General features: G+C 60.3%; 19 protein-coding genes. 15 read left to right on the forward strand and 4 right to left on the reverse strand.

Features of this window, described 5'->3' with window-relative positions; genetic code table 11:
* Positions 1-9: 9 nt before the first annotated feature.
* The 4 genes from leuC to leuL form a co-directional block, all read right to left on the reverse strand.
* Positions 10-1,410 (reverse strand): 3-isopropylmalate dehydratase large subunit, encoded by a 1,401-nt coding sequence (gene leuC, locus ASF13_RS10800; protein ID WP_056235961.1) that lies wholly within the window; start codon positions 1,408-1,410, stop codon positions 10-12.
* The gene (gene leuB / locus ASF13_RS10805; protein ID WP_056235964.1) at positions 1,410-2,498 is read right to left on the reverse strand and encodes a 3-isopropylmalate dehydrogenase; all 1,089 of its coding nucleotides are present in this window, start codon (positions 2,496-2,498) and stop codon (positions 1,410-1,412) included. The genes leuC and leuB overlap by 1 nt, the downstream gene beginning before the upstream one ends.
* Positions 2,498-4,069 (reverse strand): 2-isopropylmalate synthase, encoded by a 1,572-nt coding sequence (gene leuA / locus ASF13_RS10810; protein ID WP_056235966.1) that lies wholly within the window; start codon positions 4,067-4,069, stop codon positions 2,498-2,500. The genes leuB and leuA overlap by 1 nt, the downstream gene beginning before the upstream one ends.
* A gap of 94 nt (positions 4,070-4,163) precedes the next feature.
* Positions 4,164-4,247, reverse strand: coding sequence for a leu operon leader peptide (gene leuL / locus ASF13_RS25310; RefSeq protein WP_099753877.1), 84 nt, complete (start codon positions 4,245-4,247; stop codon positions 4,164-4,166).
* 722 nt (positions 4,248-4,969) lie between these two features.
* On the opposite strand from leuL, the gene ilvI reads away from it, so the two are divergent.
* The 15 genes from ilvI (at position 4,970) to ASF13_RS10885 (ending at position 22,413) form a co-directional block, all read left to right on the forward strand.
* A complete protein-coding gene (gene ilvI, locus ASF13_RS10815) occupies positions 4,970-6,694 on the forward strand; it encodes an acetolactate synthase 3 large subunit (protein ID WP_056235973.1) in 1,725 nt (574 codons plus the stop codon).
* 2 nt (positions 6,695-6,696) lie between these two features.
* Complete coding sequence (gene ilvN, locus ASF13_RS10820; RefSeq protein WP_056235976.1) at positions 6,697-7,188, forward strand: acetolactate synthase small subunit; 492 nt, start codon at positions 6,697-6,699, stop codon at positions 7,186-7,188.
* 197 nt (positions 7,189-7,385) lie between these two features.
* Positions 7,386-8,405 (forward strand): catabolite repressor/activator, encoded by a 1,020-nt coding sequence (cra, locus tag ASF13_RS10825; RefSeq protein WP_056235979.1) that lies wholly within the window; start codon positions 7,386-7,388, stop codon positions 8,403-8,405.
* A 553-nt stretch (positions 8,406-8,958) separates the two neighbouring features.
* On the forward strand, positions 8,959-9,417 hold the full coding sequence (mraZ, locus tag ASF13_RS10830; RefSeq protein ID WP_056235982.1) for a division/cell wall cluster transcriptional repressor MraZ: 459 nt from the start codon (positions 8,959-8,961) through the stop codon (positions 9,415-9,417).
* 2 nt (positions 9,418-9,419) lie between these two features.
* Positions 9,420-10,361 carry a 16S rRNA (cytosine(1402)-N(4))-methyltransferase RsmH gene (gene rsmH, locus ASF13_RS10835; protein ID WP_056235985.1) on the forward strand — a complete coding sequence of 314 codons (942 nt, stop codon included), beginning with the start codon at positions 9,420-9,422 and terminating at the stop codon, positions 10,359-10,361.
* Positions 10,358-10,678 carry a cell division protein FtsL gene (gene ftsL, locus ASF13_RS10840; RefSeq protein ID WP_056235989.1) on the forward strand — a complete coding sequence of 107 codons (321 nt, stop codon included), beginning with the start codon at positions 10,358-10,360 and terminating at the stop codon, positions 10,676-10,678. The genes rsmH and ftsL overlap by 4 nt, the downstream gene beginning before the upstream one ends.
* Before the next feature lie 15 nt (positions 10,679-10,693).
* Positions 10,694-12,460 carry a peptidoglycan glycosyltransferase FtsI gene (locus ASF13_RS10845; protein WP_056235992.1) on the forward strand — a complete coding sequence of 589 codons (1,767 nt, stop codon included), beginning with the start codon at positions 10,694-10,696 and terminating at the stop codon, positions 12,458-12,460.
* On the forward strand, positions 12,447-13,934 hold the full coding sequence (gene murE, locus ASF13_RS10850; RefSeq protein WP_056235995.1) for a UDP-N-acetylmuramoyl-L-alanyl-D-glutamate--2,6-diaminopimelate ligase: 1,488 nt from the start codon (positions 12,447-12,449) through the stop codon (positions 13,932-13,934). The genes ASF13_RS10845 and murE overlap by 14 nt, the downstream gene beginning before the upstream one ends.
* The gene (murF, locus tag ASF13_RS10855; RefSeq protein WP_056236000.1) at positions 13,931-15,292 is read left to right on the forward strand and encodes a UDP-N-acetylmuramoyl-tripeptide--D-alanyl-D-alanine ligase; all 1,362 of its coding nucleotides are present in this window, start codon (positions 13,931-13,933) and stop codon (positions 15,290-15,292) included. Before murE ends, murF begins: the two co-directional genes overlap by 4 nt.
* Positions 15,286-16,368, forward strand: a complete 1,083-nt coding sequence (gene mraY / locus ASF13_RS10860) for a phospho-N-acetylmuramoyl-pentapeptide-transferase (RefSeq protein ID WP_056236003.1) — start codon at positions 15,286-15,288, stop codon at positions 16,366-16,368. The genes murF and mraY overlap by 7 nt, the downstream gene beginning before the upstream one ends.
* A gap of 2 nt (positions 16,369-16,370) precedes the next feature.
* A complete protein-coding gene (gene murD / locus ASF13_RS10865; protein ID WP_056236006.1) occupies positions 16,371-17,687 on the forward strand; it encodes a UDP-N-acetylmuramoyl-L-alanine--D-glutamate ligase in 1,317 nt (438 codons plus the stop codon).
* Positions 17,687-18,907 (forward strand): cell division protein FtsW, encoded by a 1,221-nt coding sequence (gene ftsW, locus ASF13_RS10870; RefSeq protein WP_056236010.1) that lies wholly within the window; start codon positions 17,687-17,689, stop codon positions 18,905-18,907. The genes murD and ftsW overlap by 1 nt, the downstream gene beginning before the upstream one ends.
* Positions 18,908-18,910: 3 nt before the next feature.
* Positions 18,911-19,969: an undecaprenyldiphospho-muramoylpentapeptide beta-N-acetylglucosaminyltransferase gene (gene murG, locus ASF13_RS10875; protein WP_056236013.1), complete on the forward strand. Its 1,059-nt coding sequence runs from the start codon at positions 18,911-18,913 to the stop codon at positions 19,967-19,969.
* A gap of 70 nt (positions 19,970-20,039) precedes the next feature.
* Complete coding sequence (murC, locus tag ASF13_RS10880; RefSeq protein WP_056236015.1) at positions 20,040-21,503, forward strand: UDP-N-acetylmuramate--L-alanine ligase; 1,464 nt, start codon at positions 20,040-20,042, stop codon at positions 21,501-21,503.
* On the forward strand, positions 21,493-22,413 hold the full coding sequence (locus tag ASF13_RS10885; RefSeq protein ID WP_056236018.1) for a D-alanine--D-alanine ligase: 921 nt from the start codon (positions 21,493-21,495) through the stop codon (positions 22,411-22,413). Before murC ends, ASF13_RS10885 begins: the two co-directional genes overlap by 11 nt.

The raw sequence follows: 22,413 nt of genomic DNA on the forward strand, positions 1-22,413 counted from the left end.
GTTTTGTCCTTACGCCAGTTCGCGAATATCAGCAAAGTGGCCGGCCACCGCTGCTGCCGCGGCCATCGCCGGGCTGACCAGATGAGTACGGCCGCCGCGCCCCTGGCGTCCTTCAAAGTTGCGGTTGCTGGTGGAGGCGCAACGCTCGCCCGGATTGAGGCGATCGTTGTTCATCGCCAGGCACATTGAGCAGCCCGGCAGACGCCACTCAAAGCCGGCGTCGATAAAGATCTTATCCAGCCCTTCGGCTTCCGCCTGCGCTTTTACCGGGCCGGAACCCGGCACCACGTAACCCTGAACGCCGCCGGCGATCTTATGTCCTTTGACCACCGCCGCCGCGGCGCGCAGATCTTCAATGCGTGAGTTAGTGCAGGATCCGATAAAGACCTTATCGATCTTCACTTCGGTCAGGCGCACGCCGGGCTGCAGATCCATATAGGCCAGCGCCTTCTCAGCGGAAGCGCGTTCCACCGGATCGCTGAACGAGGCCGGATCGGGGATCGGATCGCTGACGGCGATCACCTGGCCTGGATTAGTACCCCAGGTAACCTGCGGCGCGATGCCGGCGGCATCCAGCGTGACCACCTTATCAAACGTTGCACCCTCGTCGGTCCTGAGCGTACGCCAGTACGCCACCGCCTGCTCCCACTCCGTCTCTTTCGGCGCAAAACGACGTCCTTTAACATAGTTAAAGGTGGTGTCATCCGGCGCCACCAGGCCCGCCTTCGCGCCCAGCTCAATCGCCATATTGCACAGCGTCATGCGGCCTTCCATGCTCAGGGCGGCCACCGCCTCACCGCAGAATTCGACCACGTGGCCGTTGCCGCCGCCGCTGCCGGTTTTGCCGATAATCGCCAGCGCGATATCTTTCGCGGTGATGCCGGGCGCCGTTTGTCCGCGCACTTCCACCTTCATGGTTTTCGCCCGCGCCTGTTTCAGCGTCTGGGTGGCCAGCACGTGCTCCACTTCCGAGGTGCCGATGCCGAACGCCAGCGCGCCCAGCGCGCCGTGGGTCGAGGTGTGGGAATCGCCGCAGACGATGGTCATGCCGGGCAGTGACAGCCCCTGTTCGGGGCCCATTACGTGGACGATGCCCTGAAACTGATGGCTGAGGTCAAACAGCTGTACGCCAAAGGCCTCGCAGTTTTTGATCAGCATCGACATCTGGATCCGCGCCATCTCGCCGCTGGCGTTGATATCCCGCGACTGGGTGGAGACGTTGTGATCCATGGTGGCAAAGGTTTTAGACGGCTGACGCACCGGGCGTCCGTGCGCGCGCAGGCCGTCAAACGCCTGTGCTGAAGTCACCTCATGAACGAGGTGACGATCGATATAAATCAGCGGCGTTTCACTGGGTGCTTCGTGCACGACATGCGCGTCAAACAGCTTCTCGTACAGTGTTTTCATAATTATGCTTCGCGAATAAACCGGGCAATCACATCGCCCATTTCATCGGTGCCGATCGCCGTGCCACCGCCGGCCAGATCGCCGGTACGGTAGCCCTCTGCCAGCGCGCGGTTAATCGCCTGCTCAATGGCGTCCGCGGCGTCGGCAGCATTCAGGCTGTAGCGCAGCAGCAGTGCCAGCGACAGGATCTGGGCAATCGGGTTAGCGATATTTTTACCGGCGATATCTGGCGCGGAGCCACCTGCCGGTTCGAACAGGCCAAAGCCCTGCTCGTTCAGGCTTGCAGACGGCAGCATGCCCATCGAGCCGGTGATCATCGCACACTCGTCAGACAGAATGTCACCAAACAGGTTCGAGCACAGCACCACGTCAAACTGCGACGGTGCCTTGATCATCTGCATGGTGGCGTTGTCGATATACATATGCTCCAGCGCCACGTCCGGGTAATCCTTCGCGATTTCGGTGACGATCTGACGCCAGAGGATCGAGGATTGCAGCACGTTGGCTTTATCGATCGAGGTCACTTTATTGCGGCGCTTGCGTGCCGACTCAAAGGCGATACGCGCAATCCGCTCGATCTCAAAACGGTGATAGACCTCGGTGTCGAAGGCGCGCTCGTGCATGCCGCTGCCTTCACGGCCCTTCGGCTGGCCGAAGTAGATGCCGCCGGTCAGTTCACGCACCACCAGGATATCGAAGCCCTTATCGGCGATATCGCGGCGCAGCGGGCAGAAATCTTCCAGCCCTTTATACAGGCTGGCCGGGCGCAGGTTGCTGAACAGCTGGAAGTGCTTACGCAGCGGCAGCAGCGCGCCGCGCTCCGGCTGCTCTGCCGGCGGCAGGTGTTCCCACTTCGGGCCACCGACGGAACCAAACAGAATTGCATCTGCCTGCTCACAGCCCTTAACGGTGGCTGCCGGCAGCGGCTCGCCGTGACGGTCGATGGCGATGCCGCCAACGTCATATTCGCTGGTGGAGATGCGCATACCGAAGCGCTGGCGAACCGCGTCCAGTACTTTACTGGCCTGCGCCATCACTTCCGGGCCGATGCCGTCACCGGGTAATACTGCGAGATGATAAGTCCTGGACATTATTCCACCGCTTCCTTCTGATCCTGTTGAGTCGATTTACGCTGCAGTTCCTGCTCGACCTGACGTGCGCGCCAGATATTGTTCAGTGCGTGAACCATGGCTTTAGCCGAGGATTCGACGATATCGGTCGCCAGACCTACGCCGTGGAACTTACGGTCGTTGTACTGCACCACGATATCGACCTGGCCCAGCGCGTCTTTACCGTGGCCTTTGGCCGTCAGCTGATAGCTGACCAGCTCGGCGTCAAAGTCGGTGATGCGGTTGATCGCCTGGTAGACGGCGTCGACCGGGCCGTTACCGGTGGCGGCTTCGGTTTTCTGCTCATCGCCGCAGCCCAGCTGAACGGTGGCGGTGGCGATGACGCTGGAGCCGGACTGCACGTTAAAGGTGTCCAGCTTGAAGTATTCCGGCTCTTCCGACTGTTTGTTGATAAAGGCCAGCGCTTCCAGGTCATAATCAAACACCTGGCCTTTCTTGTCGGCCAGCGCTTTGAACGCCTCATACAGCGCGTCCATATTGTATTCAGACTCGTCGTAGCCCATCTCTTCCATACGGTGTTTTACCGCCGCACGGCCGGAGCGGGAGGTCAGGTTCAGCTGCACCTGCTTCAGGCCGATCGATTCCGGGGTCAGGATTTCGTAGTTTTCACGGTTCTTCAGCACGCCGTCCTGGTGGATACCGGAAGAGTGTGCGAAAGCGTTGGAGCCGATAATCGCCTTGTGCGCCGGGATAGGCATATTGCAGATCTGGCTGACGGTCTGGCAGGTGCGGTAGATCTCCTGATGGTTAATGCGGGTGTGCACGTTCATCAGCTGACCACGGGTTTTAATCGCCATGATGGTCTCTTCCAGCGCACAGTTACCGGCGCGCTCGCCCAGACCGTTCATTGCCCCTTCAATCTGGCGGGCACCGGCGTTGACCGCGGCCAGCGCGTTACCAACCGCCATGCCCAGGTCATCATGGGTATGCACGGACAGAATCGCTTTATCGATGTTCGGCACGCGGTCGCGCAGGGCGCTGAAGATGTTGGCGTACTCGTAAGGCAGGGTATAACCGACGGTATCAGGGATATTGATGGTGGTGGCACCGGCGTTGATCGCCGCTTCCACGACGCGGCACAGATCGTCAATCGGGGTACGGCCGCCGTCTTCGCAGGAGAACTCCACATCGTCAGTGTAGTTACGCGCGCGTTTTACCATCTTCACGGCACGCTCGATTACCTCGGGCAGGGTGCTGCGCAGTTTGGTGGCGATATGCATCGGCGAGGTCGCCAGGAAAGTGTGGATGCGGTAAGCCTCCGCCACGCGCAGCGCTTCATAGGCGGCGTCGATATCTTTTTCCACACAGCGTGCCAGGCCACACACCCGGCTGTTTTTAATCTGGCGGGCGATGGTCTGCACCGATTCGAAGTCGCCCGGCGAAGAGACCGGGAAGCCGACTTCCATCACGTCCACACCCATGCGTTCCAGTGCCAGGGCAATCTGCAGCTTTTCTTTCACACTCAGGCTGGCCTGTAACGCCTGCTCGCCGTCGCGCAGAGTGGTATCGAAAATAATGACTTGTTGGCTCATTGGATAGTTCCTTGTCTTGTCTGCTTCGCCGGTTGCCGCGAGCATAAAAAAACCCGCGCATTGGCGCGGGTTTCTTAGGTTTTGCAAGTCTGAATCAGTGATTGATTCCGCCCACAAGTCTACCGCGCAAAGAGGATGCGTTTAGTAGTAGACCGAGTAGGCGGGTGGAACGAATCATTGGCTCAGACCTCGTAAATTCACAGTGGCTTTATTGATACCTGATAAGGGCGGGGGCTGTCAACTTTCATCACCCTACAATGAGTGCGTGGTGCCGGGCGGGTAAAGAAAATTATTCTGGAGATAGCGCAGGCATCAGAAGAATAGCGAAAGTCGCCAGCGGTTGGGGAAAAATCAGCGGCGGTTTCCTGGCGTGATGGCGGTCTTTTTGTTGATTTATGTTTATGATTTTTAATGCTATTGTTTATTTTCAACCTGAGGGTTGAGAGCCTGATAGTTTACTCTCATTTGGAGATTTATCTCACTGTCTGGTTGAATGCCAGCAGATTAAACTAAAAAAAACCGTCAGTCAGAATGGCCCACCGTGGTTTTACCAGTGCACGGATTTAATAACAAAACGATCGCGCTGAAAAATAACCGCCTTACAGTACTTTTCGCTTTTATTACGCCGCAATCTCAGTGTTATTGTCGATGACAGGGGTAACGCGGCAGAGCCTTACTCACACTATTCCGCACGGTGGGCAGGGTTTGACGTTTGCCTGCCAACTTTTCTACGGTTATGGTATTTGCCATAACCTCAAATCTGAGGCGTCACCCTGTACCTGGATTATGGAAATGAGTTCCATTTTTTCAAGCAGATAAAAAAACAGGTTTTGACCTTATCTGCAGGCCAGACAGTGCCGAACCCAGATAAATCAGTACCTTGAAAGCCTGGAGGCAAAAATGGAGATGTTGTCAGGAGCCGAGATGGTGGTCCGATCGTTGATCGATCAGGGCGTAAAACATGTATTCGGCTATCCCGGCGGAGCGGTCCTTGATATTTATGACGCTCTGCAAACCGTTGGCGGCGTGGATCACATCCTGGTTCGCCATGAACAGGGTGCCGTACATATGGCGGACGGCTATGCCCGCGCCACCGGCGATGTCGGCGTGGTGCTGGTCACCTCTGGCCCGGGTGCGACCAATGCGATTACCGGCATTGCCACCGCCTATATGGACTCCATTCCGATGGTGGTGCTGTCTGGCCAGGTGATGTCCAGCCTGATTGGCTACGACGCCTTCCAGGAGTGCGACATGGTCGGCATTTCCCGTCCGGTGGTTAAGCACAGCTTTATGGTGAAAAGCGTCGAAGAGATCCCGACCATCATGAAGAAGGCCTTCTGGCTGGCGGCCAGCGGCCGTCCTGGCCCGGTGGTGGTGGATCTGCCAAAAGATATGATGAACCCGGCCAACAAGCTGCCTTACGTCTGGCCGGATGCGGTGAGCATGCGCTCTTACAACCCGACCACTCAGGGCCATAAAGGGCAAATCAAACGCGCCCTGCAAACGCTGCTGAACGCGAAGCATCCGGTGATTTACGCCGGCGGCGGCGTGATCAACGCGGCCTGCCATGATGAGCTGCGCGAGCTGGCCGAGAAGCTTAACGTGCCGGTGACTACCTCACTGATGGGGCTGGGCGCGTTCCCTGGCACCCACCGTCAGTGCGTGGGCATGCTCGGTATGCACGGCACCTATGAGGCCAATATGACCATGCACAACTCCGACGTGATCTTCGCCGTCGGCGTGCGCTTTGATGACCGTACCACCAACAATCTGGCGAAATACTGCCCGAATGCCACGGTACTGCATATCGACATCGACCCGACGTCGATCTCGAAAACCGTGGCCGCGGACGTGCCGATCGTCGGCGATGCGAAACAGGTGCTGCAGCAGATGCTGGAGCTGCTGGCGCAGAGCGATGTTAAGCAGAACTACGACAGCCTGCGCGACTGGTGGCAGAGCATTGAGCAGTGGCGCGCCCGTCAGTGCCTGGAATTCGATCGTACCAGCGATAAAATCAAGCCGCAGGCGGTGATTGAAACGATCTGTCGCCTGACCAACGGCGAGGCTTACGTCACCTCTGACGTTGGCCAGCACCAGATGTTTGCCGCGCTCTACTATCAGTTTGATAAACCGCGTCGCTGGATCAACTCCGGTGGCCTCGGCACCATGGGCTTTGGCCTGCCAGCTGCGCTGGGTGTGAAGCTGGCGCTGCCGCAGGAAACCGTGGTCTGCGTGACCGGTGACGGCAGTATCCAGATGAATATCCAGGAGCTCTCCACCGCGCTGCAGTACGGCATTCCGGTGCTGGTGCTGAACCTCAACAACCGTTTCCTCGGCATGGTGAAACAGTGGCAGGACATGATCTACTCCGGCCGCCATTCGCAGTCCTACATGGAGTCGCTGCCTGACTTCGTGCGGCTGGCAGAAGCCTATGGTCACGTCGGCATCTCGATCACCCGCCCGGACGAGCTGGAAGCGAAGCTGACCGAGGCGCTGGAGCAGCTGGGCCGCGAGCGGCTGGTATTTGTTGATGTCAACGTCGACGGGACGGAACACGTCTACCCGATGCATATTCGCGGTGGCGGTATGGACGAAATGTGGCTGAGTAAAACGGAGAGGACATAAGTATGCGTCGTGTATTATCGGTTCTGCTGGAAAACGAATCCGGCGCATTGTCCCGCGTGGTGGGTCTGTTCTCCCAGCGCGGCTACAACATTGAAAGCCTGACCGTCGCCCCGACCGACGATCCAACCCTGTCACGCATGACCATTCAGACCGTCGGCGATGAGAAGGTGATCGAGCAGATCGAAAAGCAGCTGCACAAGCTGGTGGACGTGCTGCGCGTCAGCGAGCTGGGCCAGGGCGCGTTCGTGGAACGTGAAATCATGCTGGTGAAAATCCAGGCCAGCGGCTACGGCCGGGAAGAGGTCAAGCGCAGCGCCGAGATCTTCCGCGGTCAGATCGTTGACGTCACGCCGTCGCTTTATACGGTTCAGCTGGCCGGCACCAGCGACAAGCTGGACGCCTTCCTCAGCACCGTGCGTGAAGTGGCCGAAATCGTTGAGGTGGCCCGCTCCGGTATCGTTGGCGTTTCACGCGGCGAGCGCATTATGCGCTGAAGCGCGGTTTCCTCTGCGTTAAAGCGAACTAACCCGGCGAAATGCCGGGTTTTTTTTATTTTTTTACTTAAAGCACTCGTCGCCGGTGAAAAGCGGTTGCCCGCCAAACTTTTCTGCGGTTAGATGTATTAATGTGTTATCCATAGCCGTAATGTGGCTATTTGCCGCCGTTACCGCGTCTGAAGTGTGGGGTTAGAGTGAAACTGGATGAAATTGCGCGCCTCGCGGGTGTTTCGCGCACGACGGCCAGCTACGTCATAAATGGCAAGGCGAAGCAGTATCGTGTCAGCGATAAAACCGTTGAAAAAGTGATGGCGGTGGTGCGGGAGCACAATTACCACCCCAACGCGGTGGCTGCAGGCCTGCGTGCCGGGCGTACCCGCTCGATCGGTCTGGTGATCCCCGATCTGGAAAATACCAGCTATACCCGCATCGCCAACTATCTTGAGCGCCAGGCGCGCCAGCGCGGCTATCAGCTGCTGATCGCCTGCTCAGAAGACCAGCCCGACAACGAAATGCGCTGCGTGGAGCATCTGTTACAGCGCCAGGTGGATGCGATTATTGTCTCCACGTCGCTGCCGCCGGAGCATCCGTTTTATCAGCGCTGGATCAACGATCCGCTGCCGATTATTGCGCTGGATCGCGCGCTGGATCGTGAGCATTTTACCAGCGTGGTCGGTGCCGATCAGGACGATGCGCAGGCGCTGGCCGCCGAGTTACGTAACCAGCCGGTGAAGTCGGTGCTGTTCGTGGGCGCGCTACCGGAGCTGTCGGTCAGTTTCTTACGCGAAATGGGCTTCCGCGACGCGTGGCAGGGCGATGAACGCCCGATCGATTTTATCTACGCCAACAGCTTCGAACGCCACGCGGCGGCGGCGCTGTTTGAGAACTACCTGCAGGATCACCCGATGCCGGAGGCGCTGTTCACCACCTCGTTTGGCCTGCTGCAGGGCGTGATGGACGTGACGCTGAAGCGGGAAGGGCGGCTGCCGCAGGATCTGGCGATCGCTACCTTTGGCGACCATGAGCTGCTCGACTTCCTTGAGTGCCCGGTGCTGGCGGTAGGCCAGCGCCACCGCGACGTGGCTGAACGGGTACTGGAACTGGTGCTGGCCAGTCTGGATGAGCCGCGCAAGCCGAAACCCGGCCTGACGCGAATTCGCCGTAATCTTTATCGCCGCGGCCGTTTAAACCGCAAGTCCCCGTCCGGGCAATAGTTCCCCTCCTCTCAGGGCAGCTGCGGCTGCCTTTGTTTTCGCTCACTATTACTTTTTGTTACCTATTTTATCGGCAACCCGTTCCTATTAACTCTGCTGCAACCGGTTACGTGCATTTTTAGTAAATATAGGTATAAACAGGTAAAAGAAAGTCATTTCCGGCGCGGCTGAATGGACACAAAATATATCCGCTGCCCGCCTCCGCCCTTGCCGCTGAGGCCTGCTGCCATAAGGCTGGGCAAATTTTAAGAAAACACCTAAAATGCCGCCTGGGTCGCAAAGCCGGAGATCTCATTTTTATCCGATTAAACTGGCATAAATTTGAGCAATCGTCCGCTGCAGACGAATTTCCTGCCACTATTCATTAGTTTATTTTTATGTGTTGAGCCGGTTAAGGCTTTTTTTAACTAATTCGGCATTTTCTGTTTTGCAGAAATAATGAAAATGAGCCAGGCCTGCGGCTTGACAATGTTTTCCTCCCCTTCGTAAACTCTTTTGGTGGGAATTTGTGGTGTAAAGTGGAGTTCCGGGGCGATGGGGGACTAAAACGGGCATGTTCCGTGGGGCAACGCTAGTCAATCTCGACAGTAAAGGGCGGCTTGCCGTGCCAACGCGCTATCGCGAAACGCTGATCGGGGAATCTGAAGGGCAAATGGTCTGTACCATTGACCTCCATCAGCCATGTCTGCTGCTTTACACCCTGCCCGAATGGGAAATTATTGAACAAAAGCTCTCTCGCTTATCCAGCATGATCCCGGCTGAACGGCGCGTTCAGCGTCTGTTACTCGGGCATGCAAGCGAATGCCAGATGGATAATGCAGGTCGCTTACTGCTGGCGAACACCCTTCGTCAGCACGCGAACCTGACCAAAGAAGTGATGCTGGTTGGACAGTTCAACAAATTTGAACTGTGGGATGAACAGACCTGGTATCAACAAGTCAGGGAAGATATTGACGCAGAGCACACCTCTCAGCAGGCGCTGTCTGAGCGGTTACAGGATTTGTCACTATAGTCATGCAGGATAATTTTAAACACACCACCGTGCTGTTAGACGAGGCGGTAAACGGCCTCAACCTGAAGTCTGACGGGATCTACATTGACGGCACCTTCGGGCGTGGCGGTCACTCACGCCTGATCCTCTCCCAGCTGGGCGAGCAGGGCAAACTGTTCGCTATCGACCGCGATCCGCAGGCGATTGCCGCCGCGGCTGAGATTACCGATCCGCGCTTCAGCATTATCCACGGCCCGTTTTCTGCGCTGGCGGAGTACATGGAAGAGCGCGGTTTGTCCGGCAAGATCGACGGTATCCTGCTGGATTTAGGCGTCTCTTCGCCGCAGCTGGATGACGCCGAGCGCGGCTTCTCGTTTATGCGCGACGGCCCGCTGGATATGCGTATGGACCCGACCCGCGGCCAGTCTGCCGCCGAATGGCTGCTGCAGGCTGACGAAAGCGATATCGCATTTGTGCTGAAAACCTTCGGCGAGGAGCGCTTTGCCAAACGTATTGCCCGCGCCATCGTTGAACGCAATCGCGAGCAGCCGATGACGCGCACCAAAGAGCTGGCCGATGTGATTTACGTTGCCACGCCGGTGAAAGACAAATTTAAGCACCCTGCCACCCGCAGCTTCCAGGCCATTCGAATCTGGGTCAACAGCGAGCTGGAAGAGATCGAGCGGGCGCTGAAGGGCGCATTAACCGCGCTGGCACCCGAGGGACGCCTGTCGGTGATCAGCTTCCACTCGCTGGAAGACCGCATTGTGAAGCGCTTTATGCGTGAACAGAGCCGCGGGCCGCAGGTGCCACACGGCCTGCCGATGACTGAAGAGCAGCTAAGCAAGCTGGGCGGGCGTTACCTTAAGGCGCTGGGCAAAATGATGCCGGGTGAAGCGGAAGTCGCTGAGAACCCACGCGCGCGAAGTTCCGTGCTGCGCATTGCGGAGAGGACCTCAGCATGATCGGTAATGAGCGGCACAGCCTGCCCGGCGTGATCGGCGGCGATATCCTTCGCCACGCTAAGATCCCGCTGATCCTGCTGATCGCGGTGCTGGTTTCCTCAGTGCTGGTGGTGACCACCGCTCATAAAACGCGCCTGCTGACCGCGCAGCGCGAACAGCTGGTGCTGGAACGGGATGCGCTGGATATCGAATGGCGCAACCTGATCCTGGAAGAGAACGCCCTGGGCGATCACAGCCGGGTGGAACGCACATCAACGGAGAAACTTCAAATGCAGCATGTTGATCCTTCGCAGGAACACATTGTGGTTGAACAATAAGGAAATCCGGACTCAATGAGAGCCGCAACCAAGACGCAGAAGTCGAAACGCACGGAAGATCAGGCCAGCTTTGTTAGCTGGCGTTTTGCGTTGCTGTGTGGCTGTATTTTACTGGCGCTGGTCGGGCTGTTGGCCCGCGCGGCGTATCTGCAGGTGATTAATCCTGAACGGCTGGTGCGTGAAGGTGACATGCGTTCGCTGCGCGTGCAGGCCGTACCGACCTCACGCGGCATGATCAGCGATCGTGCCGGCCGCCCGCTGGCGGTCAGCGTGCCGGTTAACGCCATCTGGGCCGATCCGAAGGAGCTGCACCAGAAGGGCGGCGTGACGCTCGACAGCCGCTGGAAAGCGCTGTCGGACGCGCTCTCCATTCCTCTCGACCAGCTGGCCGCCCGCGTCAATGCCAACCCTGACGGGCGCTTTGTCTATCTGGCCCGTCAGGTCAACCCGGCGATTGGCGACTACATCAAGAAGCTCAAGCTGCCGGGCATCTATCTGCGTGAAGAGTCCCGTCGCTACTACCCGGCCGGTCAGGTGACCTCTCACCTGATCGGCTTTACCAATATTGATGGCCAGGGCATTGAAGGCGTTGAGAAGAGCTTCGATAAGTGGCTGACCGGCCAGCCTGGTGAACGTACCGTGCGTAAAGACCGCTACGGCCGCGTAATCGAGGATATCTCCTCCGTTGACAGCCAGGCGGCACACAACCTGGCGCTGAGCATTGACGAACGCCTGCAGGCGCAGGTGTACCGTGAACTGAACAACGCGGTGGCCTTTAACAAGGCTGAATCGGGTACCGCGGTGCTGGTTGATGTCAATACCGGCGAAGTGCTGGCGATGGCCAACAGCCCGGCCTACAACCCGAATAATCTCACCGGCACCACCAAAGACGTGATGCGTAACCGCGCGATCACCGACATCTTCGAACCGGGTTCGACGGTTAAGCCGATGGTGGTGATGACCGCGCTGGAGCGCGGCGTGGTGCGTGAAAACAGCGTACTGAACACCGTACCTTACCGAATTAATGGCCACGAGATCAAAGACGTGGCGCGTTACAGTGAACTCACCCTGACCGGGGTGCTACAGAAGTCGTCTAACGTCGGGGTTTCTCGGCTGGCGTTAGCGATGCCCTCCAGTGCGTTAGTAGAAACTTACTCTCACTTTGGCCTGGGCAAAGCGACCAATTTGGGGTTGGTCGGAGAAAGCAGTGGCTTATATCCTCAAAAACAACGGTGGTCTGACATAGAGAGGGCCACCTTCTCTTTCGGCTACGGGCTAATGGTAACGCCGTTACAGCTAGCGCGAGTCTATGCAACCATTGGCAGCTATGGCATCTATCGCCCGCTGTCGATTACCAAAGTTGACCCGCCGGTGGCGGGTCAACGCGCCTTCCCGGAAGCCACGGTGCGCACCGTCATGCACATGATGGAGAGCGTGGCGCTGCCGGGCGGCGGCGGCGTAAAAGCGGCGATTAAGGGCTATCGCATCGCGATTAAAACCGGTACCGCGAAGAAGGTCGGGCCGGACGGCAAGTACGTGAACAAATACATTGCTTACACCGCCGGCGTAGCGCCGGCCAGCAATCCTCGTTTTGCGCTGGTGGTGGTGATTAATGATCCCCAGGCGGGTAAATATTACGGTGGTGCGGTTTCTGCACCGGTATTTGGCGCGATTATGGGCGGCGTGCTGCGCACCATGAACGTCGAGCCGGATGCTCTCACCACCCCGGAAAAGAACGAGATTGTAACTAACAAGAAAGAGGGATCGAGTGACCGATCGTAACCTGCGCGACTTACTGGCTCCATGGGTGCCTGGTCTGCCAGCGCACCCGCTGCGTGACATGATTCTGGACAGCCGCGCGGCGGCTGCCGGCGATCTGTTTGTGGCGATTAAAGGGCACGCGGCAGACGGCCGCCGTTTTATCCCGCAGGCCATTGCTCAGGGCGTGGCGGCGGTGCTGGCCGAAGCGGAAGGCGCGGCCAGCGATGGCGATGTGGTTGAGATGCACGGCGTGCCGGTGATTTATCTGGCCCAGCTCTCCCAGCGCCTGTCTGCCCTCGCCGGGCGCTTTTATGACCAGCCGGGCGATAAACTGAAGCTGGTGGGCGTTACCGGGACCAACGGGAAAACCACCACCACCCAGCTGCTGGCACAGTGGGCGCAGCTGCTGGGAGAAACCGGCGCGGTGATGGGCACCGTCGGCAACGGCCTGTACGGCCAGCTGACGCCGGCGGAGAACACCACCGGCTCTGCGGTCGACGTGCAGCATCTGCTGGCGTCGCTGGCAGAACAGGGGGCGACTCTGGCCGCGATGGAGGTCTCCTCTCACGGCCTGGTGCAGCACCGCGTGGCGGCGCTGCCGTTTGCCGCCGCTGCCTTTACCAACCTCAGCCGCGATCACCTCGACTATCACGGCGATATGGCCGGCTATGAAGCCGCCAAATGGCTGCTGTTTGCCGAACACCAGGTCGGCCAGGCGATTATCAACGCCGACGATGAAGTGGGGCGCCGCTGGCTGAGCAAGCTGCCGGATGCGGTAGCCGTCACTATGGAAGATAACCTGCAGCCGGGCTGTCATGGCCGCTGGCTGAAGGCCACCGCCGTGGACTATCACGACGGCGGCGCGACCGTCGCCTTCAGCTCAAGCTGGGGCGACGCCACCATTGAGAGCCGCCTGATGGGCGCCTTCAACGTCAGCAACCTGCTGGTGGCGCTGGGCACCCTGCTGGCGCTGGATTACCCGCTGGCAGCGCTGGTGGCGACCGCCGGCCAGCTGCAGCCGGTGACCGGGCGGATGGAAGTCTTCAGCGCCCCCGGCAAACCGACGGTGGTGGTTGACTACGCCCATACGCCGGACGCGCTGGAAAAAGCGCTGGCGGCGGCACGCCTGCACTGCACCGGTAAACTCTGGTGCCTGTTTGGCTGCGGCGGCGACCGTGATAAAGGCAAGCGTCCGCTGATGGGGGCGATTGCCGAACAGTTTGCTGACGTGGTGGTGGTCACCGACGATAACCCGAGAAGCGAAGATCCGGCGGCGATTATCGCCGACGTGCTGAGCGGCCTGCTCGACCCCGGCCGCGCGCTGGCGATGCCGGGGCGCGCGCAGGCGGTCACCCACGCGGTGATGCAGGCGCAGGAGGGCGATATCGTGCTGGTGGCCGGTAAAGGCCATGAGGATTATCAGATCGTCGGCAGCCAGCGCTTTGACTACTCCGACCGCGCTACCGTAGCGCGGCTGCTGGGGGTGCTGGCATGATCGCCATTACCCTGCAACAGCTGGCAGAGATCGCCGGTGGTACGCTGCACGGCGGCGACCTGAGCGTCAACGCGTTGACCACCGACACGCGTAAAGTGACCGCCGGCTGCCTGTTTATCGCCCTGAAGGGCGAACGCTTCGACGCCCATGACTTCGCCGCTGATGCGGTGAACGCCGGTTCGGCGGCGCTGCTGGTGAGTAAGCGCTTACCCGTTTCCGCCTCACAGGTAGTGGTGGCCGACACCCGCATTGCCCTCGGGCAACTGGCGGGCTGGGTTCGCCAGCAGTCCGCTGCCCGCGTGGTGGCGCTGACCGGCTCTTCCGGCAAAACCTCGGTAAAAGAGATGACCGCGGCGATCCTGCGCCAGTGTGGTGAAACCCTCTATACCGCGGGCAACCTGAATAACGACATCGGCGTGCCGCTGACCCTGCTGCGCCTGACCGCCGAACATCAGTACGCGGTGATCGAACTGGGTGCCAACCACCAGGGTGAAATCGCCTACACCACCGAACTGACCCGCCCGGAAACGGCGCTGGTCAACAACCTCGCCGCCGCGCATCTGGAAGGGTTTGGCTCGCTGGCCGGCGTGGCGAAAGCGAAGGGCGAAATCTTTAACGGCCTGCCGCTGCACGGCACCGCCATTCTCAACGCCGACAGCAACGACTGGCCACACTGGCAGGCCGGCCTGCAGGGTAAAACGGTATGGCGCTTCTCGCCGGACGCGCAGGTCGACAGCGATTTTTACGCCAGCGAGGTGCGTTTCTCGCCGCGCGGCACCCACTTTACGCTGCACAGCCCGCAGGGCGAGGTGGCGATTACGCTGCCGCTGCCGGGCCGCCATAACATTGCCAACGCGCTGGCCGCTACCGCACTGGCGCTCTCTGTCGGTGCTCCGCTCAGCGCGGTGCAAAGCGGGCTCAGCCAGCTGCAGGCGGTGCCGGGGCGGCTGTTCCCGATTGTTCTCAATGAACAGCAGCTGCTGCTGGATGACAGCTACAACGCCAACGTCGGCTCGATGACCGCCGCCGCGCAGGTGCTGGGTGAGATGCCCGGCTACCGCCTGCTGGTGGTCGGCGATATGGGTGAACTGGGCGCGGAAGCCGCCGAATGCCACCGTCAGGTGGGCGAAGCGGCACGGCTGGCCGGGATCGACAAAGTATTGAGCGTGGGCACGCTCAGCCGTGGCATCAGCGATGCCAGCGGCGTGGGTGAACATTTCAGTGACAAAGCCGCGCTCTCAGCCCGTGTCAGCGAGCTGCTGGCACAACATAAAACGATGACCGTATTAGTGAAAGGTTCCCGCAGTGCCGCGATGGAACAGGTAGTACACAGCTTACAGGAGAAAGGCACATGTTAGTCTGGCTGGCCGAGCATCTGGTCTCTTTATATTCCGGCTTTAACGTCTTTTCCTATCTGACGTTTCGCGCCATTGTCAGCCTGCTGACCGCGCTGTTTATCTCACTGTGGATGGGGCCGCGGATGATTGCCCGCCTGCAGCAGATGTCCTTTGGCCAGGTGGTGCGCAACGATGGCCCGGAGTCGCATTTCAGCAAGCGCGGCACGCCGACCATGGGCGGCATTATGATCCTCTTCTCGATTACCGTCTCGGTGCTGCTGTGGGCCTATCCCTCTAATCCGTACGTCTGGTGCGTGCTGTTTGTGCTGGTTGGCTACGGCATCGTCGGCTTCGTCGACGACTACCGCAAGGTGGTGCGCAAGGATACCAAGGGGCTGATTGCCCGCTGGAAATACTTCTGGCAGTCGGTGATCGCGCTGGCGGTGGCGTTTGCCATGTATGCCATCGGCAAAGATACCCCGGCTACCCAGCTGGTGGTGCCGTTCTTTAAGGACGTGATGCCGCAGCTTGGCCTGCTCTACCTGCTGCTGACCTACTTTGTGATCGTCGGCACCAGTAACGCGGTCAACCTGACCGACGGGCTGGACGGTCTGGCGATTATGCCGACGGTATTCGTTGCCGCCGGCTTTGCGCTGGTGGCCTGGGCGACCGGTAACGTGAAGTTCGCCGAATACCTGCACATCCCTTACCTGCGCCATGCCGGCGAGCTGGTGATCGTCTGTACCGCCATCGTCGGGGCCGGGCTGGGCTTCCTGTGGTTTAACACTTATCCGGCGCAGGTGTTTATGGGTGACGTCGGTTCACTGGCGCTGGGCGGCGCGCTGGGCACCATCGCCGTGCTGCTGCGCCAGGAGTTCCTGCTGGTGATCATGGGCGGGGTGTTTGTGGTGGAAACGCTGTCGGTGATCCTGCAGGTCGGCTCGTTCAAACTGCGCGGCCAGCGTATTTTCCGCATGGCGCCGATCCATCACCACTATGAGCTGAAAGGCTGGCCGGAACCACGAGTCATCGTGCGCTTCTGGATTATTTCACTGATGCTGGTGCTGATTGGCCTGGCAACGCTGAAGGTGCGCTAATCATGGCTGACTATCAGGGTAAAAAAGTGGTCATCATCGGGCTGGGGCTGACCGGCCTCTCCTGCGTTGATTTCTTTTTAGCGCGGGGAGTCACTCCCCGCGTGATGGATACCCGTGTCGTGCCGCCGGGGCTGGAGAAGCTGCCGAAAGGAGTGGAGCGCTGGCTCGGATCGTTAAATGACGACTGGCTGCAGAACGCTGACCTGATCGTCGCCAGCCCTGGCATGGCGCTGGCGCACCCGTCGCTGGCGGCGGCACAGGATGCCGGCGTGGAGATCGTCGGTGATATCGAGCTGTTCTGCCGCGAAGCGCAGGTGCCGATCGTGGCGATCACCGGCTCTAACGGCAAAAGCACCGTTACTACCATGGTGGGCGAGATGGCGAAGGCGGCGGGCTGGCAGGTCGGCGTGGGCGGCAATATCGGCCTGCCGGCGCTGACCCTGCTGACCCAGCCGGCACAACTCTACGTGCTGGAACTCTCCAGCTTCCAGCTGGAGACCACCTCCAGCCTGCAGGCGGCCGCGGCGACCATCCTCAACGTCACCGAGGATCATATGGATCGCTACCCGCTGGGGATGCAGCAGTATCGCGCCGCCAAGTTACGTATTTATGACGGTGCCGCGGTCTGCGTGGTCAACGCGGACGACGCGATGAGCATGCCGGTACGCGGTGCCGATCCGCGCTGCGTCAGCTTCGGCGTCGACGTCGGTGACTACCACCTCAACCGCCAGCAGGGCAGCGTCTGGCTGCGCGCGCGCGGGGAAAAAGTGCTGGATACCGCCGAGATGCACCTGGTCGGCCAGCACAACTACACCAACGCGCTGGCCGCGCTGGCGCTGGCCGACGCCGTCGGCCTGCCGCGCGCCAGCAGCCTGAAGGCGCTGACCACCTTTGGCGGGCTGCCGCACCGCTTCCAGCTGGTGCATGAACACAACGGCGTGCGCTGGATTAACGACTCGAAAGCCACCAACGTCGGCAGCACCGAAGCCGCGCTGAATGGTTTACAGATTAAGGGCACCCTGTGGCTACTGCTGGGCGGGGACGGCAAAGCTGCCGACTTCAGCGCGCTGACCCGCTATCTGCAGGGGGATCGCGTGCGCACCTTCTGCTTTGGCCGCGACGGTGCTGAACTGGCCGCGCTGCGCCCGGAGATTGCCACCCGGACCGACACGCTGGCTGAAGCGGTGCAGCAGATTGCCTCTCAGGTTCAGCCTGGCGATATGGTACTGCTGTCGCCGGCCTGTGCCAGCCTCGATCAGTTTAAGAACTTTGAACAGCGTGGCGACCTGTTCGCTCAGCTGGCGCGGGAGGCAGGCTGATGCGCGTACCGGGTCTGAGCTTCGCAGGATACCTGGCCGGTGGCCTTACCAGCCGCATAAAAGGCTGGGTGATGGGCACGCGGGAGAGCGACACCAACTCGATGGTGTTGTATGACCGCACGCTGCTGTGGCTGACCTTTGGCCTGGCGATCGTCGGCTTTGTAATGGTGACGTCGGCGTCGATGCCGGTCGGGCAGCGCCTGAACGACGACCCGTTCTACTTTGCCAAGCGCGATGCGTTCTACATCCTGCTGGCATTCGGCATGGCGCTGGTCACCCTGCGCATCCCGATGGATTTCTGGCAACGCTACAGCAACGTGATGCTGCTGGTGACGGTGGCGATGCTGCTGGTGGTGCTGCTGGTCGGTAGCTCGGTTAACGGCGCATCGCGCTGGATCGCACTTGGCCCGCTGCGTATTCAGCCCGCCGAGCTGTCGAAACTGTCGCTGTTCTGTTACCTCGCCAGCTATCTGGTGCGCAAGGTGGAAGAGGTGCGTCAGAACTTTTGGGGCTTCTGTAAACCGATGGGCGTGATGGTGGTGCTGGCGGTACTGCTGCTGGCGCAGCCCGATCTGGGTACGGTGGTGGTGCTGTTCGTCACCACGCTGGCGATGCTGTTCCTGGCCGGAGCGAAACTGTGGCAGTTCCTGGCGATTATCGGCTCGGGAATTTTTGCGGTTTGCCTGCTGATCGTGGCCGAACCTTACCGTATGCGCCGCGTCACCTCATTCCTCGATCCCTGGGAAGATCCGTTCGGCAGCGGCTACCAGTTAACCCAGTCGCTGATGGCCTTTGGCCGCGGCGAATTCTGGGGGCAGGGGCTGGGAAATTCGGTGCAAAAACTGGAATATTTACCGGAAGCGCACACCGATTTTATCTTCTCCATTCTCGGTGAGGAACTGGGTTATATCGGTGTGGTTTTGGCGTTGTTAATGGTATTCTTCGTCGCTTTTCGCGCGATGTCCATCGGACGCCGCGCTTTAGAGATCGATCAGCGTTTTGCCGGCTTTCTCGCCTGCTCAATTGGCGTGTGGTTCAGCTTCCAGGCGCTGGTTAACGTCGGTGCCGCGGCCGGGATGTTGCCGACCAAAGGCCTGACGTTGCCGCTGATCAGTTACGGTGGTTCGAGTCTGATTATTATGTCGACCGCCATCGTGTTTTTGTTACGTATTGATTATGAGACGCGTCTGGCCAAGGCCCAGGCGTTTACGCGAGGGTAGTCGATGAGTGCAAAGCGACTGATGGTGATGGCTGGCGGAACCGGCGGGCACGTGTTCCCCGGGCTGGCGGTAGCACACCATCTGATGGCGCAGGGCTGGCAGGTACGCTGGCTTGGAACCGCTGACCGGATGGAAGCGGATTTAGTGCCAAAACACGGAATCGACATTGATTTTATTCGCATCAGCGGCCTGCGCGGCAAAGGGCTGAAGGCCCAGCTGATGGCGCCGCTGCGCATCTTTAACGCGTGGCGGCAGGCGCGGGCGATCATTAAGGCCTGGCAGCCGGACGTGGTACTGGGCATGGGTGGCTACGTTTCCGGCCCCGGCGGGCTGGCGGCGTGGAGCTGCGGTGTGCCGGTAGTGCTGCATGAGCAGAACGGCATCGCCGGGCTGACTAACAAGTGGCTGGCAAAGATTGCCACCAAAGTGATGCAGGCGTTTCCCGGAGCCTTCCCGCATGCCGACGTGGTTGGCAACCCGGTGCGCACCGACGTGCTGGCGCTGCCGCTGCCGGCCGAACGGCTGGCCGGGCGCAGCGGCCCGACCCGTGTGCTGGTGATCGGCGGCAGCCAGGGGGCACGGGTGCTCAACCAGACGCTGCCGCAGGTCGCCGCGCTGCTGGGTGAGCAGATTACCCTGTGGCACCAGGTCGGCAAAGGATCGCTGGACAGCGTCAACGCCGAGTACCAGCGGCTGGGCCAGAACGGCCATCGGGTGGCCGAGTTTATTGACGATATGGCCAGCGCCTATGCCTGGGCTGACGTGATCGTCTGCCGCTCCGGCGCGCTGACCGTCAGTGAGGTGGCCGCCGCCGGCCTGCCGGCGATCTTCGTGCCGTTCCAGCACAAAGACCGTCAGCAGTACTGGAACGCGCTGCCGCTGGAGCAGGCCGGCGCCGCCAGAATTTATGAACAGCCGCAGTTCACCGCGGCAGCCGTGGCGGATACGCTGGCGGGCTGGGATCGGGTCACGCTGCTGCAGATGGCTGAAAAAGCCCGCGCGGTGGCGATCCCCGACGCAACAGAGCGCGTGGCGGCTGAAGTCAGTAAGGCCGCGCGCTAAACAGATTATGCAGGGGTCAGGCAGGCCTGGCCCGTAATACAGGTGCGGTGACGCACCAGCAGGCGAAGAGATGAATACACAACAACTGGCAAAACTGCGTTCTATCGTGCCCGAGATGCGTCGCGTCCGGCACATTCACTTTGTTGGCATCGGTGGTGCCGGCATGGGCGGTATTGCCGAAGTGTTGGCTAACGAAGGCTATGAAATCAGCGGTTCCGACCTGGCGCCGAACGCGGTAACCCAGCATCTGGCCGGCCTTGGGGCGACCATCTATTTTAACCATCGCCCGGAGAACGTCAGCGACGCCAGCGTGGTGGTGGTTTCGACCGCGGTGTCTCAGGACAACCCGGAAGTGGTGGCGGCGCGTGAAGCGCGTATCCCGGTAATCCGCCGCGCCGAGATGCTGGCCGAACTGATGCGCTTTCGTCACGGTATTGCCATTGCCGGCACCCACGGTAAGACCACCACCACCGCACTGGTCTCCGGCATTTATGCCGAGGGCGGCCTGGACCCGACCTTTGTCAACGGCGGGCTGGTGAAGGCGGCCGGCACCCACGCGCGTCTGGGCAGCAGCCGCTACCTGATTGCGGAAGCCGATGAGAGCGACGCGTCGTTCCTCCATCTGCAGCCGATGGTGGCGATCGTCACCAATATCGAAGCCGACCATATGGATACCTACCAGGGCGACTTCGAGGTGTTAAAAACGACGTTTATCAACTTCCTGCACAACCTGCCGTTTTATGGCCGTGCGGTGCTCTGCGTTGATGACGAGGTGATCCGTGAACTGATCCCGCGCGTTGGCCGGCAGATCACCACCTACGGCTTTAGCGATGACGCCGACGTGCGGGTCGAGAACTACGAGCAGCGTGGGGCACAGGGCCACTTTACCCTGGTACGTCATGACAAGCCGCTGATGCACGTGACGCTGAACGCGCCGGGGCGTCATAACGCGCTGAACGCGGCGGCGGCGGTGGCGGTGGCCACCGAAGAGGGCATTGAGGACGAAGATATCCTCAGCGCGCTGCTGAGCTTCCAGGGCACCGGACGTCGCTTTGACTTCCTCGGCGAGTATCCGGTTGAGAACGGTAAGGCGATGCTGGTTGATGACTACGGCCATCACCCGACCGAAGTGGACGTGACGATCAAAGCGGCACGCGCCGGCTGGCCGGATAAGAATCTGGTGATGATTTTCCAGCCGCACCGCTACACGCGTACCCGCGACCTGTATGACGACTTCGCTAACGTGCTGTCGCAGGTCGACGTGCTGCTGATGCTGGACGTCTATGCCGCCGGTGAAGCGCCGATCCCGGGCGCCGACAGCCGCTCGCTGTGCCGCACCATTCGCGGCCGCGGCAAAGTTGACCCGATTCTGGTCTCTGACCACGATGCGGTGCTGGAGATGCTGTTGCCGAAGCTGACCGGCAACGATTTGATTCTGGTGCAGGGGGCGGGCAACGTTGGCCGCATCGCCCGCACGCTGTCTGAACTAAAATTAACGTTGCAGAACAACGGTGAGGAACATCATGGCGGATAAAATAGCGGTATTGCTGGGCGGCACCTCGGCCGAGCGTGATGTGTCACTGTTATCCGGTGCGGCGGTAACCGCCGGTCTGCAGGAGGCGGGCGTTAACGCCCATCCGGTGGACATCCGTGATTTCCCGGTGACGCGTCTGAAGGAAGAGGGCTTTACCAGAGCCTTTATCGCGCTGCACGGTCGCGGCGGAGAAGATGGCACCCTGCAGGGGCTGCTGGAGTACCTGGCGATCCCCTATACCGGCAGCGGCGTGATGGCTTCGGCGATCACCATGGACAAGCTGCGCACCAAATATCTGTGGGCCGGCTGTGGCCTGCCGATCGCCCCCTACGTGGCGCTGACCCGTCAGCAGATGGACGCGGGCATCAGCGGCGAGCTGGAAACGCGCATCGCCGCGCTGGGCCTGCCGCTGTTTGTTAAGCCGAGCCGTGAAGGCTCCAGCGTCGGCATCTCACGGGTCAATCAGGCCACGGAGCTGCCGGCGGCGCTGGCGGAAGCCTTCCGCCACGATGACGAAGTGCTGGTCGAAGCCTTCCTCAGCGGCCCGGAGTACACCGTAGGCGTGATCGGCGACGAAATTCTGCCGTCGATCCGCATCCAGGCCGCCAGCGAGTTTTACGACTATCAGGCGAAATATATCTCTGACGAAACCCAGTACTTCTGCCCGTCAGGGTTGAATGCGGAGCAGGAAGCGGAGCTGAACAGCCTGGTGCTGGCCGCCTGGCGTGCGCTGGGCTGCAGCGGCTGGGGCCGCGTAGATGTGATGATGGGCGGCGACGGACGCTTCTACCTGCTGGAGGTCAACACCTCTCCGGGCATGACCAGCCACAGCCTGGTGCCGATGGCGGCGAAACAGGCCGGGCTGAGCTTCTCGCAGCTGGTAGCGCGCATTCTGGAGCTGGCCGACTGA

Origin of the sequence: Erwinia sp. Leaf53, assembly GCF_001422605.1 — a bacterium.
In the GTDB taxonomy this organism is placed as follows: Bacteria; Pseudomonadota; Gammaproteobacteria; order Enterobacterales; family Enterobacteriaceae; genus Erwinia.